This is a genomic window from Cupriavidus sp. FW305-F7 (assembly GCF_058782875.1).
Map to the genome: position 1 here is coordinate 13,619 of NZ_JBYSYC010000035.1, position 13,928 is coordinate 27,546.

12 protein-coding genes and 1 tRNA gene are annotated in these 13,928 nt (G+C 68.5%); 8 read left to right on the forward strand and 5 right to left on the reverse strand.

What is annotated here, in order from left to right; genetic code table 11:
* Nucleotides 1–223 precede the first annotated feature (223 nt).
* From clpP to mnmC, 3 genes are all read right to left on the reverse strand, one after another.
* Nucleotides 224–874 carry an ATP-dependent Clp endopeptidase proteolytic subunit ClpP gene (clpP, locus tag AC3WL8_RS27510; protein WP_011615108.1) on the reverse strand — a complete coding sequence of 217 codons (651 nt, stop codon included), beginning with the start codon at nt 872–874 and terminating at the stop codon, nt 224–226.
* A gap of 102 nt (nt 875–976) precedes the next feature.
* Nucleotides 977–2,332 (reverse strand): trigger factor, encoded by a 1,356-nt coding sequence (gene tig, locus AC3WL8_RS27515; protein ID WP_013956500.1) that lies wholly within the window; start codon nt 2,330–2,332, stop codon nt 977–979.
* Nucleotides 2,333–2,561: 229 nt separating this feature from the next.
* A complete protein-coding gene (gene mnmC, locus AC3WL8_RS27520) occupies nt 2,562–4,535 on the reverse strand; it encodes a bifunctional tRNA (5-methylaminomethyl-2-thiouridine)(34)-methyltransferase MnmC2/FAD-dependent 5-carboxymethylaminomethyl-2-thiouridine(34) oxidoreductase MnmC1 (RefSeq protein ID WP_013956499.1) in 1,974 nt (657 codons plus the stop codon).
* A 166-nt stretch (nt 4,536–4,701) separates the two neighbouring features.
* Between mnmC and AC3WL8_RS27525 the strand changes: the two genes are divergently transcribed.
* Nucleotides 4,702–5,559: a 23S rRNA (adenine(2030)-N(6))-methyltransferase RlmJ gene (locus tag AC3WL8_RS27525; protein WP_013956498.1), complete on the forward strand. Its 858-nt coding sequence runs from the start codon at nt 4,702–4,704 to the stop codon at nt 5,557–5,559.
* On the opposite strand, the gene AC3WL8_RS27530 is transcribed toward AC3WL8_RS27525, so the two are convergent.
* Nucleotides 5,534–5,908, reverse strand: a complete 375-nt coding sequence (locus tag AC3WL8_RS27530; protein WP_013956497.1) for a VanZ family protein — start codon at nt 5,906–5,908, stop codon at nt 5,534–5,536. The two genes, AC3WL8_RS27525 and AC3WL8_RS27530, sit on opposite strands and share 26 nt — an antisense overlap.
* Nucleotides 5,909–6,182: 274 nt before the next feature.
* On the opposite strand from AC3WL8_RS27530, the gene AC3WL8_RS27535 reads away from it, so the two are divergent.
* The 3 genes from AC3WL8_RS27535 to AC3WL8_RS27545 all read left to right on the forward strand — a co-directional run bounded on the left by AC3WL8_RS27535 (nt 6,183) and on the right by AC3WL8_RS27545 (nt 7,803).
* Nucleotides 6,183–6,269, forward strand: a tRNA-Leu gene (locus AC3WL8_RS27535).
* Between the two features lie 229 nt (nt 6,270–6,498).
* On the forward strand, nt 6,499–7,299 hold the full coding sequence (locus tag AC3WL8_RS27540) for an IclR family transcriptional regulator (RefSeq protein WP_013956496.1): 801 nt from the start codon (nt 6,499–6,501) through the stop codon (nt 7,297–7,299).
* Between the two features lie 156 nt (nt 7,300–7,455).
* A complete protein-coding gene (locus tag AC3WL8_RS27545) occupies nt 7,456–7,803 on the forward strand; it encodes a hypothetical protein (protein WP_013956495.1) in 348 nt (115 codons plus the stop codon).
* 22 nt (nt 7,804–7,825) lie between these two features.
* Here AC3WL8_RS27545 and AC3WL8_RS27550 read toward each other — a convergent pair whose 3' ends face one another.
* A complete protein-coding gene (locus AC3WL8_RS27550; protein ID WP_211980982.1) occupies nt 7,826–9,073 on the reverse strand; it encodes a Zn-dependent hydrolase in 1,248 nt (415 codons plus the stop codon).
* A 216-nt stretch (nt 9,074–9,289) separates the two neighbouring features.
* Between AC3WL8_RS27550 and AC3WL8_RS27555 the strand changes: the two genes are divergently transcribed.
* The 4 genes from AC3WL8_RS27555 to AC3WL8_RS27570 all read left to right on the forward strand — a co-directional run bounded on the left by AC3WL8_RS27555 (nt 9,290) and on the right by AC3WL8_RS27570 (nt 13,919).
* Nucleotides 9,290–10,912, forward strand: coding sequence for an ABC transporter substrate-binding protein (locus tag AC3WL8_RS27555; protein ID WP_049800552.1), 1,623 nt, complete (start codon nt 9,290–9,292; stop codon nt 10,910–10,912).
* Nucleotides 10,913–11,035: 123 nt separating this feature from the next.
* Nucleotides 11,036–11,986 carry an ABC transporter permease gene (locus AC3WL8_RS27560; RefSeq protein WP_013956492.1) on the forward strand — a complete coding sequence of 317 codons (951 nt, stop codon included), beginning with the start codon at nt 11,036–11,038 and terminating at the stop codon, nt 11,984–11,986.
* A gap of 10 nt (nt 11,987–11,996) precedes the next feature.
* Complete coding sequence (locus AC3WL8_RS27565) at nt 11,997–12,884, forward strand: ABC transporter permease (protein WP_013956491.1); 888 nt, start codon at nt 11,997–11,999, stop codon at nt 12,882–12,884.
* A 3-nt stretch (nt 12,885–12,887) separates the two neighbouring features.
* Nucleotides 12,888–13,919 carry an ABC transporter ATP-binding protein gene (locus AC3WL8_RS27570; RefSeq protein ID WP_013956490.1) on the forward strand — a complete coding sequence of 344 codons (1,032 nt, stop codon included), beginning with the start codon at nt 12,888–12,890 and terminating at the stop codon, nt 13,917–13,919.
* The last annotated feature ends 9 nt before the right edge of the window (nt 13,920–13,928 follow it).

Sequence of the window (13,928 nt, forward strand, 5' to 3'; positions counted from 1 at the left end):
AGTCACTTTTGCTGTGCGCACACCGCGGGGCGAAAGGCTCCCCGGAGATACGCTTCAACGCATCATACGCCAAAACAATTGGCACCACCGGCGGTTCCCCCCGGCTGTGGGGCAAAAGCAAAAAACGAGGCACGGGGCCTCGTTCCGGTGTAGCCTTCGCCATTTGAGCCCTTGCCAGCCTGGCCGGCCGCCGCTGCGGATTGCGCCACGGCGGCCCGCTGCATCAGCCGCGACGGGCGAGGACCTTGTCGATCAGGCCGTAGTCAACCGCCTGGTCGCCGCTCATGAAGTTGTCGCGATCGGTGTCGCGCGCAATCTTCTCGACCGGCTGGCCCGTCACCTCGGACAGGATGGTGTTGAGCCGCTCGCGCAGGTACAGGATCTCGCGCGCCTGGATCTCGATGTCCGAGGCCTGGCCGCGCGCGCCGCCCAGCGGCTGGTGGATCATGATGCGCGAGTTGGGCAACGCCGAACGCTTGCCCTTGGCGCCAGCCGCCAGCAGGAACGCGCCCATGCTTGCCGCCATGCCCATGCACAGCGTGGACACGTCCGGCTTGATGAACTGCATTGTGTCGTAGATCGCCAGCCCCGCCGATACGGAACCGCCCGGCGAGTTGATGTACAGCGACACGTCCTTGTCGGGGTTCTCGCTCTCGAGGAACAGCAGCTGGGCCACCACCAGGTTGGCGGTCTGGTCATTGACCTCGCCCACCATGAACACCACGCGCTCCTTCAGCAGGCGCGAGTAGATGTCATAGGCGCGCTCGCCCCGGCCGGACTGCTCGACGACCATCGGCACCAGCCCCAGGCCCTGGGTTTCCAGTGCCGAAGCCTGCGTGGTGGCGAGACGGTCAAGCAAATCATTGCGGGTCATGCATGTTCTCCATGGATTCGTCGGATCGCAAGGCCATCCGGGGTAACTCGGGAAGTTGCCCCGCCCCACGCCGTGGCGCGGGGCTGCGGGTCACTTCCGGCCTCAGGCTTGTTGCTGGTTGCCTTCGGCGGTGAGTTCCTCGAAGGACACCTTCTTGTCGGTGACCTTGGCCTTGTCGCACACGAAATTTACCACGTTGTTTTCGAGCACGTAGGCTTCCATTTCGGCCAGGCGCTGCTGGTCGCCGTAGTACCAGCGCATGACTTCCTTCGGGTCTTCGTAGCTCTTGGCGAAGTCCTCGATCTCGGCCTTGATCTGGTCAGCCTTGGCTTCCAGGCCGTTGGCCTTGACGATCTCGGCCAGGATCAGGCCCAGCTTGACGCGGCGCTCGGCCTGCTGCGCGAACATCTCGGCCGGGATCGGCATGTCCTTGGCGTTGGGCATGCCACGCTGCTCCAGGTCGCGGCGGGCCATTTCCACCAGGCGTTCCTGGTCCTGCTCGATCAGGGCCTTGGGCACGTCCAGCTCGCTGGCCTTCAGCAGCGCTTCCATGACCTGGTCCTTCAGCATGGAATGCGTGCGGCGCTTCACTTCGCGCTCGAGGTTCTCGCGGATGTCGGCGCGCATCTTGTCGACGCTGCCGTCGGCAATGCCCAGCGACTTGGCGAAGGCATCATTGACTTCCGGCAGGTGCGCCCACTCGATCTTCTTCAGCGTCACGGTGAACTCGGCGGTCTTGCCGGCCACTTCCTTGCCGTGGTAGTCGGCCGGGAAGGCCAGCGGGAAGGTCTTGCTTTCGCCGACCTTCAGGCCCAGCGCGGCCTGCTCGAACTCGGGCAGCATGCGGCCTTCGCCCAGCACGAACGGGAAGTCCTCGGCCTTGCCGCCGGCGAACTCTTCACCGTCGACCTTGCCGACGAAGTCCAGCGTCACGCGGTCGCCGTTCTGGGCGGTGACGTCGGCACCGCCGTCGCCATGCTCGCCGGCTTCGCCGCGGGCGTGGTAGTGCACGCGCTGCTTGCGCAGGATGTCGATGGTCTTGTCGACTTCGGCATCGGTGATTTCAGTGCCGGTGCGGGTGACTTCGGCAGCCGACAGGTCGCCGATGGTCACTTCCGGGTACACCTCGAAGGTGGCGTCGAAGGCGACTTCGTCCTCGCCCACGCCTTCGTTCTTGATCTCGAACTTGGGCTGGCCGGCAACCTTGACGTCCTGTTCCTTGGTGATGTCGAAGAACTTGCGTGCGGCCTTGTCGAAGCGCACTTCGAACTCGACCTGCTGGCCGTACTGCTTCTCGACCATCTTCATCGGCACCTTGCCCGGACGGAAGCCCGACATCTTCACGGTCTTCGACAGGCGAACCAGGCGCTCCTGCTTTTCCTTCTCCACTTCGGCCTTGGGGATGGCCAGGGTCACCTTGCGGTCCAGCTTGCCGAGGTTCTCAATCACGTTCGACATGGTCGTAGATCCAATCCAGAAAATGTAGTTGTGTTCGTAGGTGCTACCGCTTGCGCATGTACCGCCCGCTTTACCGCCACGGCGCCGTCACCACAGGACGGCCGGGGCGGCGCACCGGCGAACGGGAAGCTCCGCGCAAACGGAAAACGGGGATTATCGCACGGTTTTCATTCGCTTCCGGCAGATTTTGCCCGGAACGGGCCCGGACCCGCCCGCCGGACCCGCGGTGCTATCCCGTCTGCCCATGGCGCAGCGCGCGCAGCAGCAGGCGTGCCGGATCCATCGCATCGGCCAGGTCCGACTCCAGCGGCAGCGGCTCGCCCTCGATCTGGCTGGCCAGCAGTTCCGCGCCCAGCGCTGCCCAGGTGAGGCCGCGCGACCCATATGCAAGGGCGGCGTAGAGCCCAGGCATGCGCGGCAGGTCACGCAAGTGCGCGCCGCGCAGCGATGCGGCCTGCGCCAGCGCGGCGGCCTCGTCAGGCACCTGGCCGACCAGCGGCAGCCGGTTGTGCGTGACCGTGCGCACGCCGACATAGCCGGAGAGCGTTGCGGGATCGATGGCGGCCACGGCATCGGCCTGGCGCGGCAGCATGCCGGACAGGCGCGCCAGATTGGCCGCGTGGACCGCCGGCTGCTCCACCAGCGGGCCTTCGTCGGCGTCGTAGCTGGAGCCGACCCGGCCCGCGCCGTCTGCGGCACGCGGCAGCAGGTAGCCGGCACCGGTCACCACGCAATCCGGCCAGCCGCCGAGCGCGTCCACCTGCGCCGACCCCAGCGTGGTCAGCTGCCCGCGCACGCGCCGCATGGTCCAGTGCTGCCGCGGCAGCAGTTGCTGCGCCTCATGTGCGTTGGCCAGTACCAGCACCGGCGCCGATGCCAGCACTTCACCGTCCTGCCCGACCGCCTGCCATTGCCCGTCAACGCGCGCGATTGCAGCAACCCGGCAGCCGAAACGTGCCGTCACCGCAGCGCCCGCTTGCGCCAGCTGCGCCGCGCAGATGTCCGGCGGCGCCAGCCAGCCGCCTTGCGGGAACCACAGGCCGCCACGCGGCACGCCGGCATGGTGGGCCGCTGCCGCCTCTTCAGCGCGCATCCAGCGCACGAATCCTTCCGGCAAGCCCAGCGCCGCCAGCGCGGCGCGCTGGGCCTCGCTTTCGGCTTCGTCCTCGCCGATCTGCAGCACGCCGCAGCCATGCCAGCCGACCGGATGGCCGGCCTCGGCCAGCGCCGCCCAGGCACGCAGCGCGTACTGGTTGCCGGCGCGCGACAGCCGCGACAGCAGGCTGTCGTCGGCGGACACGTGCGCATGCATGGCCGCCGCGCGGTGCGCCGAGGTCTGCCGCGCCGGCCCGTCATGGCCATCGAACAGCGTCACGCGCCAGCCGCGCGCGCCCAGCCGCTCGGTCACGGCGCAGCCGGCCAGGCCGGCGCCGATCACGATGGCATGGCGCTCGGCCCATTGCGCCGGCAGTGGCGGCGCATGGCGGCGCGCTTTCCATTGCGGGCGGAAGCGCGCGACGGTCATTTGCCACTTGCCGCCAAAGCCGGGCGCCTTGCTGACTTCGAAACCGACGTCCTTGAGCCCGCGCCGCACGAAGCCCGCGGCCGCCCACGTGGCCAGCCTGGCGCCTGGCCGGGCCAGCCGCGCCAGTCCGCGGAACACCTGCGGCGACCACATCTCCGTATTGCGCGCCGGCGCGAAACCGTCCAGGTAGAAGGCATCGACGCCGGCCGCCAGCAGCGGCAGCATCTGCTCGATATCGCCCAGCGCCAGCGTCAGCACCACGCGCCCGCCGTCGAAGGCCAGGCGGTGCAGGCCCGGCAGCGCCAGCGGCCATTGCGCCTGTAACGCCTGCGCCAGCGGCTGCAGCCCGTCCAGCCCGGCGTGCAACTGCGCCAGCCCTTCGCGGGTGAACGGGTGCTTTTCGATCGAGACGAAATGCAGCGATCCGCAGCGCTGGGGATCATCGCGCCACGCCTGCCAGGTCGCCAGGAAATTCAGCCCCAGGCCGAAGCCGGTCTCGACGATGACGAACTGGCGCTGGCCGGCCCACGCCTGCGGCAGGCCGTTGCCGCCCAGGAAGACATAGGCGGCCTGCGCCAGCCCGCCTTCGGTGCTGTGGTAGACGTCGTCGTAGCGGGGCGAATACGGGATGCCTTCGGCAGACAGGATGGACTCGGCGGGCTCTAATGCGCGCGGCATGGGACAGGAAACTCGGCGAAAAGCAAAATGCCAGGGCGGATTCGCCGGGGCGTGGGAGCGGGGTTGGCCGGGGTTGGCAATTCGCGCCGGATGGTAGCATAGCGGCCTTCCCGCAGACCGCACCGCCCTGCCCCTTGATCTGCGCCGCCCAGGCGCCCCGCTCCACATGCTCAGCTACCGTCACGCCTTCCACGCCGGCAACCATGCCGATGTCCTCAAACACGCCATCGTGGTGCAACTGCTCGATCACCTGGCGCAGAAGGACAAGGCGTTCTGGTATATCGACACCCATGCCGGCGCCGGCCTCTATGCGCTGGACCACGCCTACGCGCAGAAGAAGGCCGAATTCGAAACCGGCATCGCGCCGCTGTGGCGCGCCGCCGCCAGCGGCACCCAGCTGCCGGCGATGCTGGACGAATACCTGGACCAGGTGCGCGCGCTCAACCCGGACGGCAACCTGCGCCACTACCCCGGCTCGCCCTGGCTGGCCTGGCAGATGCTGCGCGAGCACGACCGGCTGAGGCTGTTCGAGCTGCACAGCACCGAGATCCAGGTGCTGCGCGACAACTTCCGCGGCGCCGGGCGCCGCGTCATGCTGTACGACGGCGACGGCTTCGGCGGCATCAAGGCCATCCTACCCCCGCCGCCGCGCCGCGCGCTTGTGCTGGTCGACCCCTCCTACGAGGACAAGCAGGACTACGCCCGCACCGTGCAGACCATCCGTGACGGGCTGGAGCGCTTTGCCACCGGCGTCTATGCGGTCTGGTACCCGCAGGTGCAGCGGCGTGAATCGGTGCAGCTGCCGGTGCAGCTCAAGGGCCTGCCGCTCAAGAGCTGGCTGCACGTGACCCTGACCGTCAGGCATCCGGTCGAGGGCGGCCTGGGCCTGCACGGCAGCGGCATGTTCATCGTCAACCCGCCGTGGCGGCTGAAGGAATCGCTGCAGCAGGCCATGCCGGTGCTAACCGACCTGCTTGGCCAGGACGACGGCGCAAGGTTCACGCTCGAAGCCGAGGAGAGCTGAGGCGGCGCACCAGCCAGTCCAGCGCCATGCCCGCGGCCAGGCCGACGCTGTCGGCCAGCAGGTCGAGCCAGTCGGCCTCGCGGTAGCCGGTCTGCCCCTGCAGCAGTTCGATCAGCCCGCCGTACGCCACCAGCCCCAGCAAGACGGCCCAGCCACGGCCGGTGTAGGCGCGCCGGCCCAGCACGCCCAGCACCGCGAACGCCAGCATATGGTTGGACTTGTCCCAGCCGGTGGTCGGCAGGGGCTGCGTCGGCGGCATCAGCGAAAGCGCCAGCACCGCGGCCGCGCAGCCCCAGAACAGCAGGCGCCAGCGCAGCGGGGTCAGGGTCGGGAAGGCAATCATCGGCATGTGTGCGGCATCTGGAAAGCCGACAATATAGCCCTGCCGCCTGCCGCCGCCACCGCAGCGCCCGGCAGGGCTGGATTCCCCCCGCGCCTTGCGCTACAATCCGCAGCCTCGTTGCACCGCAGGTGCGAGCCATGCCGACACCACGGTTCGGCGGCCAGTGCCGGCAGCAGCGGACAGGTGAAAGGCGGGCAGTTCCAGCCGCCTTTTTTGCTTTCCTGTCCGGCGCAAGCCAGCGAGCATCGCGGCCGCCCGCCCGGGCAGCGCCGCAAGGACCGCGAGGGTGGCGAAATTGGTAGACGCACCAGGTTTAGGTCCTGACGCCAGCAATGGTGTAGGGGTTCGAGTCCCCTCCCTCGCACCATCCGCCCTTCAAGTGGCGGACTGACAACTTCCGTTTTCAAATCCCCTTCGGCCCGCTTCTCCAGCCAGGCACTCCCACGCCGCGGCACTTTCCAGTCTGCGCCAGCGACGCTATCATTTCGTCATCGTATCGATAATCGATACATTCGTATATTGGTGCAATACTCATTCATCGTGGTGCAGCCATCCCGCGGATGGTGCCGCCCGGCCTCTCGCCCGCCGACGCAACTATGCCGTCAAAACCTGTCCCGCTACCCACGCCCGACCGCGACAACCCGCTCTTCAACCAGTCGCTGGAAAAAGGCCTCGAAGTCCTGCGCGCCTTCAACGGCGTGCACCGCACGCTGACCCTGTCGGAGCTGGCCGCGCTGACCGGCATGAACAAGAGCTCGGCGCAGCGCACCATCCATACGCTGGAAGCGCTGGGCTATGTCGACAAGCACCCGCAGACGCGCCGCTTCCGGCTGACGCCGCGGGTGATGGAGATCGGCTACAACTACCTGGCGGCCGACGCGCTGATCCCGGTGGCCAGCCCCTACCTGTCGCAGCTGGCCGCAGCCAGCGGCGAGACCGCCAACCTGACCGAGCCGGTCGGGCTGGACATGGTCTACGTGGCCCAGTTGATGACCGCCAAACACATGCCGGTGCTGACGCCGGTGGGCATGCGCATCCCGATGTACTGCACCAGCTCCGGCCGGGCCTACCTCAGCACGCTGCCCGACGAACAGGTGCTGGCGATGCTGGAGCAGTCGGCGCGCGTGGCGCGCACGCCCGCGACGCTGACCGGCGTGGATGCGATCTTCGAGCGCGTGGCAGCGTGCCGACGGCTGGGCTACGCCAGCAATGAAGAGGAACTGTTCATCGGCGACATGGGCCTGGCCGCGCCCATCGTCAACAGCCGTGGCGTGGCGGTCGGCGCGGTGCACGTGTCGCCGCCGGCCAGCCGCTGGAGCATGGCCGAGGCGCAGAAAAAGCTGGCGCCGCTGGTGATGGAATGCGCGCGGGCGATCTCGTGCTCCATCGCCCACTGAGGCCCGGCACCGCGAACGCCGGCCAACGTGCGCAGGGGTGGTAGAACACCTGAGTGCCAGTGCCTTTCGCGGACCCTTGCCGCGATCTATGCTGAAGGTGTCTGGGCGGCACCGCGCCGGTCCGGCATCGTTATCTCAGCCCTGATCGGAGGGCATATGAAATTCCCCGCTTTGCTGTTGGCAGCGTCGATGACCGCTGGCTGGTCATCGTTTGCACAGGCCGCCGGATGCCAGTACGACATGCAGTGCAAAGGAGAGCGGATCTGCCAGCAAGGGCAGTGCGTCTTTCCTGACGCGGAAGAAACCGCGGAAGCCGGTGGGCCGGCGCCGCTGTCGGCGACCAAGCGCACGCCGGCCCCACCACCACCCCGTGGGTGCTGCACCGTGGCAGGCAAGCTGAAGCTGTCACCGGCCGCGGCCGCGGATACCAGCCTGGCGAGCGGCGATGCGTGCCAGGGGCTGACCGCCTCCGGCAAGCCGGTTCCCGGCACGATCTGCAACTAGCCCCGGATCTGGCGCAGGCGCCCTAGCGCGCGTGCGCCAGCATGGCCTGCAGCAGCACGTTGGCGCCCGCCTCGATGTGCTCGGGCAGCGCGTCTTCAAGCTCGTTATGGCTGATGCCGTCCTTGCACGGCACGAAGATCATGCCGGTGGGCGCGCGCCGCGCGACGTAGACCGCGTCGTGGCCGGCGCCGCTGACCACGTCCATATGCGGCAGGCCCAGCACCGAGGCCGCGCGCCGCACGCTGTCCACGCATTCGGGCGCGAACACGCACGGCTCGAACTTCACCACCTGGCGGATTTCGACCTCCACGCCGGCAGCCAGGGCAATGCCTTCGAATGCCGCCTGCATGGCCGCGTGCATGCGGTCCAGGCCAGCCTGCGACAGGTTGCGGAAGTCGACCGAGAAATCGACCCGGCCCGGAATCACGTTGCGCGAGTTCGGCGTGACCTGCAGATAGCCGACCGTGCCGCGCCCGTGCGGCGCCTCGTCGCGCGCGATCTGGTTGACCGCCTCGACCATGCGCGCGGCCGCCAGCATCGCGTCGTGGCGCAGCGCCAGCGGCGTCGGGCCGGCGTGCGCGTCCATGCCGGTCACGGTCACGTCGTACCACTGCTGGCCCAGCGCGCCCGAGACCACGCCGATCGGCAGGCCGGCCGCCTCCAGCACCGGCCCCTGCTCGATATGCGCCTCGAAGTAGGCCGCGAACATGCCGCCCGGCACCGCGCCCGCCGGCTGCGCGCCGCGGTAGCCGATGGCCGCCAGCGCGTCGCCCACGCTGACGCCATCCACATCGGCCTGCGCGCGCGCAAAGGCCGCGTCGAATTCTCCGGCGAACACGCCCGAGCCCATCATCACCGGCGTGAAGCGCGTGCCCTCCTCGTTGGTCCAGAACGCAACCTCCAGCGGCGCGCGCGTGACGATGCCCAGGTCGTCGAGCGTGCGCATGACCTCCAGGCCGGCCAGCACACCGAAGTTGCCGTCGAACTTGCCGCCTGAGGGCTGGGTGTCGATATGGCTGCCGGTGGCCACGGCACGCGCGTCGGGGGCGCTGCCGGCGCGGCGCGCGAAGACGTTGCCGATCTCGTCGACGCGCACGTCGAGCCCGGCCTCGCGGCACCACTGCACCACCAGGTCGCGCCCCTTGCGGTCGGCTTCGGTCAGCGCGATGCGGCACACGCCGCCCCTGGGCGTGGCGCCGATCGCGGCGAGGTCCATCAGCGATTGCCACAGGCGGGCGCCATTGATGCGGGGAAGGTGTAGCTGGTCCATGTCTGGTTGCGGGTGGGGTGGAGGGAGAGGAAACGGCAGCAGGTTCAGCAAGAAGCAGACCACCATCGCCCGCGCTTCGGCCCGGGTTCCCGGCCCTGCCACCGTGGCACATGACTTGCTTTGCAGACATCCGTCCCCTCAAGCCAACCCAGGAGCAAGCCTGTGCACCACGATCCCTCCCTTCTCGCGAAAGGTCTCAAGTCAGCTGCCTCGGTCATGAGCGCCGCCGTGCTGGCGCTGCTCGCGCTGCCCGGTGCCGCCCATGCCGACAAGGTGCTGCGCATCGGCATGACCGCCGCCGACATCCCGCGCACGCTCGGCCAGCCCGACCAGGGCTTTGAGGGCAACCGCTTCTCCGGCATCCCGATGTACGACGGCCTCACCCAATGGGACCTGTCCAGGGGCAACGGCCCCAGCCTGCTGATCCCGGGCCTGGCCACCGAATGGAAGGTCGACGCCGCCGACAAGACCAGATGGGTGTTCAAGCTGCGCCCCGGCGTCAAATTCCACGACGGCACCCCATTCAACGCCGACGCCGTGGTCTGGAACGTCGGCAAAGTGCTGGACAAGACCGCCAGGCAGTTCGATCCCAGCCAGGTCGGCGTAACCGCCTCGCGCATGCCGACGCTGCGCACGGCAAAAAAGATCGACGACCTCACCGTCGAGCTGGTCACCTCCGAGCCGGATTCGTTCCTGCCCTACAACCTGACCAACCTGTTCATGGCCTCGCCCACGCAGTGGGAGAAGAAGTTCGCCGCGGTGCCGGCCTCGGTCACCGATCCGGTCGAGCGCTCCAAGCAGGCCTGGGTCGCGTTTGCCGCCGACGCCGCCGGCACCGGGCCGTTCAGGATGAGCCGCTTGGTGCCGCGCGAGCGCCTGGAAGTGGTGCGCAATGCGCAATACTGGGACGCGAAGCGCGTGCCAAAGATCGACAAGGTGGTGATGGTGCCGATGCCCGAGGCCAACGCCCGCACCGCCGCGCTGCTGTCGGGCCAGGTCGACTGGATCGAAGCCCCGGCGCCCGACGCCATCGCCCAGATCAAGAGCCGCGGCTTCCAGGTCTACGCCAACGCGCAGCCGCATATGTGGCCGTGGCAGCTGTCGTTCGCGCCCGGCTCGCCGTGGCTGGACAAGCGCGTGCGCCAGGCCGCCAACCTGTGCGTCAACCGCAGCGGCCTGAAGACCCTGCTGGGCGGCTACATGGCCGAGGCCAAGGGCATCGTCGAGACCGGCAATCCGTGGTGGGGCAATCCGAAGTTCGATATCAAGTACGACCCGGCCGCGGCGAAGAAGCTGATGCAGGAGGCCGGCTACTCGGCCGCCAAACCGGTCAAGGTCAAGGTGCAGGTGTCGGCGTCGGGCTCCGGCCAGATGCAGCCGCTGCCGATGAACGAGTACGTGCAGCAGAACCTGAAGGAGTGCTTTATCGACGTCGATTTCGACGTGGTCGAGTGGAACACGCTCTTCACCAACTGGCGCGTCGGCGCCAAGGACGCCAGCGCGCACGGCGCCAACGCCATCAACGTCAGCTTTGCGGCAATGGACCCGTTCTTCGCCATGGTCCGCTTCGTCAGCACCAAGACCCAGCCGCCGGTCTCGAACAACTGGGGCTACTTCGGCAATGCCGAGTTCGACAAGCTGATCGAGAACGCGCGCACCTCGTTTGACGAGAAATCGCGCGACGCGGCGCTGGCCAGGCTGCATGCACGCATCGTCGAGGAATCGCCGTTCGTGCTGATCGCGCATGACGTCGGCCCGCGCGCGATCTCGAAGAAGGTCAAGGGCGTGGTGCAGCCGCAGAGCTGGTTTATCGATATCGCGACAATGTCGATGGACTGATCCCGGCCGCGCCCGACGGACGCCGCGCGGCAGCCCCGCCGCCGCGCGGCCCGGCAGTCCCGCCCGGTCTTTCCCGCGTGCCGCGCACCGCGCACGCACGCCCCCAACTTGCCGGATCCCCCCATGCAATACCTGTTCCGCCGCATCCTCTATGCCATCCCCATCCTGCTCGGGGTGGCGCTGCTGTGCTTCTCGCTGGTTCATATCGCCCCCGGCGATCCGCTGGTGTCGGTGCTGCCGCCCGACGCCTCGGAAGACCTGCGCCGCCAGCTGACCGCGCTCTACGGCTTCGACAAGCCCTTCCTGGAGCAATTCCTGCACTGGCTGGGCCGCGCGCTGCAGGGCGACCTGGGCACTTCGATCGCCACCAGCCGGCCGGTGATGGCCGAAGTCGGCGCAGCCGTGGTCAATTCCCTGCGCCTGGCCACCGTGGCCACGCTGATCGGCTTCAGCTTCGGCTGCCTGTTCGGCTTTGTCGCCGGCTACCTGCGCGATTCCGTGGCCGACCGCACCGCGTCGCTGCTGTCGGTGCTGGGCGTCAGCATCCCGCACTACTGGCTGGGGATGGTGCTGGTGATCGCGTTCTCGGTGCTGCTGGGCTGGCTGCCGGCCACCGGCGCCGGGCCGGGCGGTTCGGGCGACTGGGCCTGGGACTGGGAGCACATGCAGTACATGCTGCTGCCGGCAGTGACCATGTCGGTGATCCCGATGGGCATCGTGGCGCGCACGGTGCGCGCGCTGGTGGCTGAGATCCTGGCCAACGAGTTCATCGTCGGCCTGCGCGCGCGCGGCCTGTCGGACCTGGCCGTGTTCCGCCACGTGCTCAAGAACGTGGCGCCGACCGCGCTGTCGGTGATGGGCCTGCAGCTGGGCTACCTGCTGGGCGGCTCGATCCTGATCGAGACCGTGTTCTCATGGCCCGGCACCGGCTTCCTGCTCAACGCCGCTATCTTCCAGCGCGACTTCCCGCTGCTGCAGGGGACCATCCTGGTGCTGGCTGTGTTCTTCGTGCTGCTCAACCTGCTGGTCGATGCGCTGCAGACGCTGTTCGATCCGCGCATCCAGCGCAACTGAGGAGGCCGACATGGACATGACCCTCGACCCATCACCGGCCGCCGCTGCGGTGCAGCGCTCGCCCGGCTACTGGACCACGGTCGGCCGGCGCCTGCTGCGCAACAGGCTGGCCATGCTGGCCGCGCTGGTGCTGCTGGGGCTGGTGCTGATGGCGCTGTTCGCCCCGGCACTGATGCCCGCCGATCCGTACGCGGCATCGATCCTCAAGCGCCTCAAGCCGATCGGCACCGAGCACTTCCCGCTGGGCACCGACGAGCTGGGACGCGACATGCTGTCGCGGCTGATGCTGGGCGCGCGGCTGTCGCTGTTCATGGGCATCACGCCGGTGCTGCTGGCCTTTGTCATCGGCAGCGCACTCGGCATCGTCGCCGGCTATGCCGGCGGCTGGACCAACACCGTGATCATGCGGCTCACCGACATCCTGTACGCCTTCCCGTCGGTGCTGCTGGCGATCGCGCTGTCAGGCACGCTGGGCGCGGGCGTGGGCAATGCGCTGCTGTCGCTGACCATCGTCTTTATCCCGCAGATCGTGCGCGTGGCCGAAAGCGTGACCACCCAGGTGCGCAACCGCGAGTTTGTCGACGCGGCGCGTGCTTCCGGGGCGTCGTCGCTGACCATCGTGCGCGCCCATGTGCTCAACAACGTGCTTGGGCCGATCTTCGTCTATGCCACCAGCCTGATCTCGGTGTCGATGATCCTGGCCTCGGGCCTGTCCTTCCTCGGCCTGGGCGTCAAGCCGCCCGAGCCGGAGTGGGGCCTGATGCTCAACACGCTGCGCACGGCCATCTATACCCAGCCGTGGGTTGCCGCCCTGCCCGGCGCCATGATCTTCCTGACCTCGGTCTCGTTCAACCTGCTGGCCGACGGCATCCGCTCGGCCATGGAAATCAAGGACTGAACCATGCCAGCACTGATGCAGGCCCCTTCCCCACAGGCCGGCCGCGATGTCGGCGGCCCGGCGCAGCCGCTGGTGATCGCCCACCAGCTGGTCAAGCACTTCCCCATCAAGTCCGGCCTGCCCGGCCTGCGCGCGCGTGCCGCGTCGGTGCGCGCGGTCGATGGCGTCAGCTTCGACGTGCTCAAGGGCGAGACCCTGGGGGTGGTCGGCGAGTCCGGCTGCGGCAAGTCCACCACCGCGCGGCTGCTGATGCAGCTGACGCAGCAGGACAGCGGCGAGCTGATCTTCGACGCGCAGGGCGTGGGCTCGGCCCAGCTGCCGATGAAGCAGTTCCGCAGCCAGGTGCAGATGGTGTTCCAGGACAGCTATTCGTCGCTGAACCCGCGCCTGACCATCGAGGCGTCGATCGCCTTCACGCCACGCGTCCATGGCGTGCCGGCGCGCGAAGCCACCGAGCGCGCCCGCTACCTGCTGCAGCGCGTCGGGCTGGACCCGGCGCGCTTTGCCGGGCGCTACCCGCACGAGCTGTCCGGCGGGCAGCGCCAGCGCGTCAACATTGCCCGCGCGCTGGCGCTGCGCCCGCGGCTGGTGATCCTGGACGAGGCGGTCTCGGCACTGGACAAGTCGGTGGAGGCGCAGGTGCTGAACCTGCTGCTGGACCTGAAGGCCGAGTTCGACCTGACCTACGTCTTCATCAGCCACGACCTCAACGTGATCCGCTACCTGTGCGACCGCGTGATGGTGATGTACCTGGGCAAGGTGGTGGAGATCGCGGATACCGAGACCCTTTATCGCCACCCGGCGCACCCGTACACGCGCGCGCTGCTGAAGTCGATGCCGTCGCTGGACCCGGACCACCGCACCGCGGTCGCGCCGCTGGCGGGCGACCCGCCCAATCCGATCAACCCGCCGCCCGGCTGCAGCTTCCATCCGCGGTGCGCCATGGCGCAGGACGTGTGCGCGCGGCGCGAGCCGCAGCTGACCGACCTGGTGGCCGGGCATCCGGTCGCCTGTCTGCTGGCCACCGCGCCCTGAGGAGCCCAC